The sequence below is a fragment of the Actinomadura sp. 3N508 genome, from assembly GCF_044326375.1.
Taxonomy (GTDB): domain Bacteria; phylum Actinomycetota; class Actinomycetes; order Streptosporangiales; family Streptosporangiaceae; genus Spirillospora.
In genome coordinates this window covers 147,140-153,566 of the sequence record NZ_JBIRAX010000016.1, presented here as the reverse complement: position 1 = coordinate 153,566, position 6,427 = coordinate 147,140, and the positions used below count along the sequence as shown (strand labels likewise).

The following is a 6,427-nucleotide window of genomic DNA, read 5'->3' as shown; positions in this document are numbered from 1 at the left end:
CCGTAGATCCTTCAGGAATCCCGACGAAACGTCAATCTTTTCACGACGGACGCAGCAACCCCACTGGCCTCGTCAGCAACTCAAGAACCAAACCCAGGGTGATCATGAACCCACGGGACTCCCGGTAGACGCCCACCGACCCAGCAGTCCTGGGGGTGGCCACGACCTGGTGGAACCTTCGACACCCGGTCGGCCATGAATTTCTCCGGCACGCCCTTGAAGTCCACTCACCCGCGGGACGCGGGAAACGCCGCGATCGAGACCGCCGTCCTCGCGCCTTTGTTCATCGCATTCCTGGTTGGGCTACTGATAGTGATACGCGTCCAGCAAGGCAGCGCTGTGGTGGCGCAAGCAGCCGCCGACGCCGCACGGCACGCCTCCATCGCCCGCACCGCCACCCAAGCCCACGCGGACGCAACGTCCAGCGCACTGACCACGCTGCATGACCGCGGTCTGCACTGCACCCCGACCGTCCGGCTCGACCTGTCCGGGTACCACCGCCCCGCCGGCCAGGCCGGGACGGTCGCGGCACACGTGACCTGCGTGATCCGGCTCGCCGACATCGCGCTTCCCGGTATGCCAGGCAGTCGAACCGTCACCCAGACCCATCGGTCCCCGATCGACATCTACCGGGCCCGGTAACCGTCATGGCCTGCACATCCTCACACGCGGCCCGGCGAAGTCGGCACGGGGACGACGGCAGTGTGAGCATCTTCGCCATCATCACCACCCTGGTCGTGCTGGTGTTCTTCGGTGCCGTCGTCGACTTCGGACAGAAACTCCAAGCACGCCAAGAGGCCACCACCGCCGCGCAGGAAGCCGCCCGCGCCGGCGCCGGACGCGTCGACCTCGACCGCGCCTACACCCGGGGCGAATTCGTCGTGGATCGCTCGTCCGCCGTCCACGCCGTACGCGCCTACCTGCGCAGCAGCGGCTACACCGGCACCGTGACGGCCTCCGGCACTCATGCCATCCGGGTCCACGTCACCATCATCCGCCCCGCGATCTTCCTGCCCATCATCGGCGTCACCCGTCTACGCGCCGACGCCATCGCCACCGCGAACCTCACCACCGGGGTACAAGGACCTCACCAGCCATGATCCACTCCACCCGCACCCGAACACGTGCCACCGAGATTCTGCGCGGACTCGGCGCCTTGCTGGTCTTCGCCGTCCTGCTGGCCGGGTTGCCGATCGGCCTCTACGCCGTGGCCGGAAGCCCAATTCCCGGTCGACTCCCGTCCTGGGATCACCTCAGCACCACGCTCATGCAGCCCGACACAGACCACCACCTGCTCCTGGCCGCGATGCGGCTTCTCGGCTGGCTGGCCTGGGGCGTGTTCACCACCGCAACCTGTGCCGAAACGACCAGCTACCTGGCCCGACGATCCAGCCCCCGCCTGCCGCGACCCGTCCGCCCCTTGCAGTTGCTGGCCCGCGACCTGGTCGCTACCGCCACCCTCGCCTTCAGCACCACCGCAGCCGTGACCACTCTGGCCTCAACCACCGCCAACGCCCACGTCACCGCAGACGCGCAGCCACAATCGCACCAGAAGCCACCTTCCGGACAGGACGCGCCACCAGCTCACAGCCAGGACTCGGTGCCCCTCCTTGGCGGCGAGCACCCTCACGGCACCGAACCTGGACGGCGCACATGGCGGACGCGCATCATCCACCGCGGCGACACCCTGTGGGACCTGGCCCGCCGCGCCTACGGCTCTGGCACCCTCTACCCCAAGATCTTCAAAGCCAGCCGCACCCTCGACCAACCCGACGGCATACCAACCCTCACCAGCCCCGACGACCTCCACCCCGGCCAGCGCATCCGGATTCCCCTAACGCCGAAGAAGTCCACAGCCCCACCACCGGCCCGCGGCCCCCACCCCACCAACGCTGAAGGTGACTCAACACCGGAGCAGGGGCGTGGCCGCACAATCCGCCCTCCGCAAACAGTGCCAACCACCGCAGAGCAGCAGTCACAGGCGCCAAACCCGACCGTCGCGGCAACAGCCGACGACCCACCACCATCACGGCAAAGCACAACCGACGCCGGGCCATCATCGGCCATCACCCTGCCGTCCGGTTCCTCGCTCGGTCTCGGCCTCGCCGCCGCGCTCAGCCTCGCCGTCGCCGCCACCCGGCTGCACCAACGCCGCCGACGTCCAAGCACCGATACCGAGAACGGGAACGTCCCGATTCACGAGCCGGCACTACCGAAACCCGTGACCAACGCCCGCAAGGCCCACCTGGACGGCACCTACGCCGCCCTTGAGGCTCCCATCCCGTCCGACGCCGACCTCGTCGCCGCAGACCGGACCGCGTCGCCCCCCGACCACGTCGTCTTGGGCACCCGCGACCATGTACCCGTCACCCTGCCGCTGGCCGGCCTCACGCTCGGCCTGACCGGCGACGGCGCACATGCCGCAGCCCGCGCTATCACCACCGAGCTCCTTGCCACCGCCCACCGTGATCGTGCCGAGGTCTTCATCCCCCAACCCGACGCTGGCACCCTCTACCCCGGCACCACCCTCACCGGGATCCCGGGGCTCACCATCACACCCACTTTGGCCGCAGCCACCACCCACCTCGAAGCCGAAATCCTTCGTCGCGCCCGGCTCATGGAAACCACCGACCAACCCGACCTGGCGACCCTACGCGCCACCAACCTCGCCGATCCCCTACCCACGCTGCTGCTGGCCGCCACCATCCCTGAGTCCTGCACCGCTTCCGTACAGGCCATCATCGAGCTCGGTCACCGCTACGGAATCGGCGCCCTCATCCTCGGGCCCGCCCCAACCGGAACCACCCTGCACCTCCCCGGCGGCACCGCCATCACGAAAGCCGATGGGCCCCACACCGACGCCCTCACCGGAGCCCGCTTGTTTCATCTCACCGCCGACGACGCCAGCGCCATGCTCCACATCCTCCGCACCGCCACCGGCACCCCCGAACCCGAAACAACCGCCACCCAACCACCCGGCCCCAGCCCTGGACACGCCGACTACGACGCAGCGCCCAGCGAAACGGGTAACCCTGCACCGCATTCCGCCGCCGAGGACCACCCGCACCCGATCCGCCTCCAGGTGCTCGGACCGGTGCGCCTGCACACCGCCGACGGCCCTATCACCACCGGAATCCGCCGCAGCGCCCGCGACCTGCTCGCCTACCTCGCACTCAATCCCAACGGAATCACCCGGGACCAAGCCATCGGCGCCCTGTGGCCCGACCACCACCCGGACACCGCAACCACCCAGTTCAACACCGCCGTCGCCAACATACGCAAAACACTCCGCACCGCGACCGAGCTCCGTGAACCCATGTACGTCATCCACACCGCAGGCCGCTACCGCCTAGACCCCGACCTCATCGACGTCGACGAACAACGCCTCACCACAGCACTCGCCCGCGCCCGACACGCCACTACCGACGCTGAGCGCCTTACGGCCCTCCACGCCGCCGCCGACCTCTACACCGCCGAATTCGCCACCGACCTCACCCACGACTGGGCCGAAAACCACCGCGAACACCTACGCCGAGCCGTCACCGACGCCCTGACCCGCCTCGCTCAGCTCCTCCAGCCCGACCACCCAGAAAGGGCTCTCAGCACGCTCGAACAAGCCATCACCCACGACCCCTACGCCGAACCCCTCTACCGCAACCTCATGCGACTCCAAGCCGACCTCGGCCGCCCCGACGCCGCCAGGCGCACCTACCAACATCTCACCAGCCGCCTCGCCGACCTCGATATAGAGCCCGACGAGCAAACCCACCAACTCCTCACCAGCGTTCGGCAAGGACACTAGCCAGCCCGCAGCATCGACGATGATGATCGACTGGTGTCAACGGCCGCTACCTTGATCGTGGCTCGTAGGCTCAGCCCTCATTCTGGACATCGATGACCGTAGAGCCGCCGCCCCTTCGTGCACGGCGGGTAACAGCGGATGAGTGCTGGTCAGACAGGTTCGCCCCGAACGCCCTACGATGCACGTGGGCCGCGGTCAAGAAATGTTGAACGGGCGCTTGTGCGAAAGCTTCGCGGAGTCGTCGGTTGTCGGTCGGCGGTGTAGACCATGGCTTCGTCGATATGGATTTCAATGGTGGGCGGCCAGCCATCTGGCGGCGGCAGTGTCGATGCGGCCGACTTCGCTGCCGCCACGACGCCGGTATGGAGTCAGGGCGGCGCGGATGCCGGTGACGGCCGTGCGGGCCCTGGCGGAGGAGACGCCGTCCAGCAGCTGCAGCGCCTCGCTCCATGCTCCGCAAGCGTGCTCCAGGCTGCCGCGCTGGGCGTGGTAGCCGCCGAGGTCGACGAGGTTGAGCGCGCGGACTCGGGGGTGAGTGGCGGGGTTCCATCGGTCGGCCGAGGTCTGCAGATGGCGTGCCACGGCCGGGTCGGACAGGTCTCGTAGTGCCTTGGCCGTGTGCGTGGCCAGCAGGGGCCCGGGGGTGCCCATCGCCAACGCCCACCAGGGCCGGTCGGCGTCGTCGACCGGGTGGGTCATGCAGCGTTCGGCGATAGTGAGTGCGGCACGGGCGGCGCGTCCGTCGCCGGCTGCGGCGTGGGTGCGTGCTGCGGCGAGGTGGAGCTGCCCCAGGGTGGCGGAGTCGACGCGGCCGCGCCCCGTGGTGACGGCGGCCTCGGCCAAGTCAATGCACGCGCGGCCGTGGCCAAGATCGATGCCCTGATGGGCCATCAGCCGCATGATGAACGCGGTGTGGCCGGGCTCAGATTCGGCTGCGAGTTGCCGGGCGTACACGTAGTACCGCTGGGCGAGGCCGGAGTGGCCGGCGTCGTACGCGGTCCAGCCGGCCAGCCGCGCGAGTTCGGCGACCGCCGCATGCATCTGTGCTCGGACTCGTCCGTTGGCGAACCGGCCTTGCAGGTAAGCGGTTGCATCGCTGGCGAGGTACTCGGCGACGGCGGTGCGTCCGGCGCCGCCGCCCAGCCGTTCGTCGGCTTTAGTGAAGGTGTCGACGACCGTGCGGACGACCTCGACTTCGGCGTTACCGATGATCCCGCGCCCTGCCGCGACACGGGCGCGTCCGGTGAGCTCGGCGGGGTCACCGACGGCCGCGGCGACGAGCGGCAAGGAGAACACGGCGAGAAACTGGCGCCGTTGCACGTCGAGCCTCCCTAGCTCGGCCAATCCCTTGACCGGGTCGGGCTGCATTTCGGGACCGGGCGAGCATAACCCGACGTCAGCGGCCGTGATCGGACGGCCTAGAAGCCGGGCAAGGGCTTCGACCAGGTAGGCGACCGTGGCCGGTCGGGGCAAGGTGCTGTTCACCCAATGCGTGACAGCCGAGGAATTGGTGCGGACGGAGCGGTCGCCGTTCTCGGCGGCCACGGCTCGGACGTGAGCCGCCAGCGCCGCGTAGGACACGCCCGCCTCGATGATGGTCGCTTCGAGCCTGACGTTGCGTCGAGGGCGAAGGTTCACGGCTACCGGTGTGCCCGGCGTCTAAGCGCGTTAAGCGGCCCGGCGCGGCGAGATACCTATCCAGCGAGGCCTGCCCGGGGTCTGATCTGAGTGCCGGGCACCGCGAGTGGCGTGCCGACCCCGCACGACGGGCCGCACCAGCGGTGGCCGGGGCGGCCGGCATGGACGCCGGCCGGGCCACATTCGGGCACATCACTCAGCAGAGGAGAGCGTGATGGATCTACGGTTGATCGGCATCGACCCCGACTCCGGTGACGGGCACTGCCCGGCCGTGTTCGTCGACCGTGACAGCCGTGACCTGGTCCTGGTGGCCAAGACGGTCGGCGGCGCGGCCGACCTGGCTCAGGTGCTGGAGCACACGCCGATCGGGGACGACGAGATGTTGGTCAGGATGCCGTCCCGGATGCGGGCCACGATCCTGAGCGCGCTCTTGGGAGAGGATCTGCGAGATGACGATGGAGTTGCCGCCGCTGGGTGAGCTGCTGGCGCGATGTGAGCGGTCGGTGGTGCATCTGGAGTTGCGCGATGTCTACTACGATCCGGCCGAGGCGAAGCGGGTGGCGGCATGGCGCGCCGGACATCGTGACGACCCCGCCGACCAGGCGTCCTGGTGGCGGCCGTTCCACCAGGACATCGCCGATACCGTCGCCCGGGGGGTGAGCGTGCGACGGGCCCGGATCGTGTCGGAGCCGATCACCGAGTACGTCTCGTTCGAGTACGACATCACCTTCCAGAACCTGGCCGCCGGTGAGCAGGTGCGGTGGCTTCCCCGTCGGCGCGCCTCTCACCTGGCGCTGCCGGGTAACGACTTCTGGCTGTTCGACGACCACGCCATCCGGTGGCATCACTTCGCCGGCGACGGTACCTGGATGGAGGACGAACTGGACGACGATCCGGACGCCATCGCGCTGTGCCGCCGGTCGTTCGAGTCGGTCTGGGACCTAGCGGTCCCGCATCGCGACTATTCGCCGCGCTGAACGTCTCGAA

6 protein-coding genes are annotated in these 6,427 nt (G+C 68.9%); 5 read left to right on the top strand and 1 reads right to left on the bottom strand.

The annotated features are described in order from the left end of the window. Window positions 1-195 precede the first annotated feature (195 nt). The 3 genes from ACH34S_RS38660 (at window position 196) to ACH34S_RS38650 (ending at window position 3,802) form a co-directional block, all read left to right on the top strand. Window positions 196-642 (top strand): TadE/TadG family type IV pilus assembly protein, encoded by a 447-nt coding sequence (locus tag ACH34S_RS38660; protein WP_395957880.1) that lies wholly within the window; start codon window positions 196-198, stop codon window positions 640-642. A gap of 62 nt (window positions 643-704) precedes the next feature. Next, complete coding sequence (locus tag ACH34S_RS38655; protein ID WP_395957879.1) at window positions 705-1,100, top strand: pilus assembly protein TadG-related protein; 396 nt, start codon at window positions 705-707, stop codon at window positions 1,098-1,100. Continuing rightward, window positions 1,097-3,802, top strand: coding sequence for a BTAD domain-containing putative transcriptional regulator (locus tag ACH34S_RS38650; RefSeq protein WP_395957878.1), 2,706 nt, complete (start codon window positions 1,097-1,099; stop codon window positions 3,800-3,802). The genes ACH34S_RS38655 and ACH34S_RS38650 overlap by 4 nt, the downstream gene beginning before the upstream one ends. Before the next feature lie 288 nt (window positions 3,803-4,090). On the opposite strand, the gene ACH34S_RS38645 is transcribed toward ACH34S_RS38650, so the two are convergent. Beyond that, window positions 4,091-5,440: a tetratricopeptide repeat protein gene (locus tag ACH34S_RS38645; protein ID WP_395957877.1), complete on the bottom strand. Its 1,350-nt coding sequence runs from the start codon at window positions 5,438-5,440 to the stop codon at window positions 4,091-4,093. 214 nt (window positions 5,441-5,654) lie between these two features. On the opposite strand from ACH34S_RS38645, the gene ACH34S_RS38640 reads away from it, so the two are divergent. Both ACH34S_RS38640 and ACH34S_RS38635 read left to right on the top strand, forming a co-directional pair. Continuing rightward, on the top strand, window positions 5,655-5,918 hold the full coding sequence (locus ACH34S_RS38640) for a hypothetical protein (RefSeq protein WP_395957876.1): 264 nt from the start codon (window positions 5,655-5,657) through the stop codon (window positions 5,916-5,918). After that, window positions 5,890-6,417: a DUF6879 family protein gene (locus ACH34S_RS38635; RefSeq protein WP_395957875.1), complete on the top strand. Its 528-nt coding sequence runs from the start codon at window positions 5,890-5,892 to the stop codon at window positions 6,415-6,417. Before ACH34S_RS38640 ends, ACH34S_RS38635 begins: the two co-directional genes overlap by 29 nt. Window positions 6,418-6,427: the final 10 nt, after the last annotated feature.

Excerpts from the sequence above, each read along its gene's own strand:
- ACH34S_RS38660 (WP_395957880.1), top strand. The coding sequence starts at position 196 with ATGAATTTCTCCGGCACGCCCTTGAAGTCCACTCACCCGCGGGACGCG.
- ACH34S_RS38650 (WP_395957878.1), top strand. The coding sequence starts at position 1,097 with ATGATCCACTCCACCCGCACCCGAACACGTGCCACCGAGATTCTGCGC.
- ACH34S_RS38640 (WP_395957876.1), top strand. The coding sequence starts at position 5,655 with ATGGATCTACGGTTGATCGGCATCGACCCCGACTCCGGTGACGGGCAC.
- ACH34S_RS38635 (WP_395957875.1), top strand. The coding sequence starts at position 5,890 with ATGACGATGGAGTTGCCGCCGCTGGGTGAGCTGCTGGCGCGATGTGAG.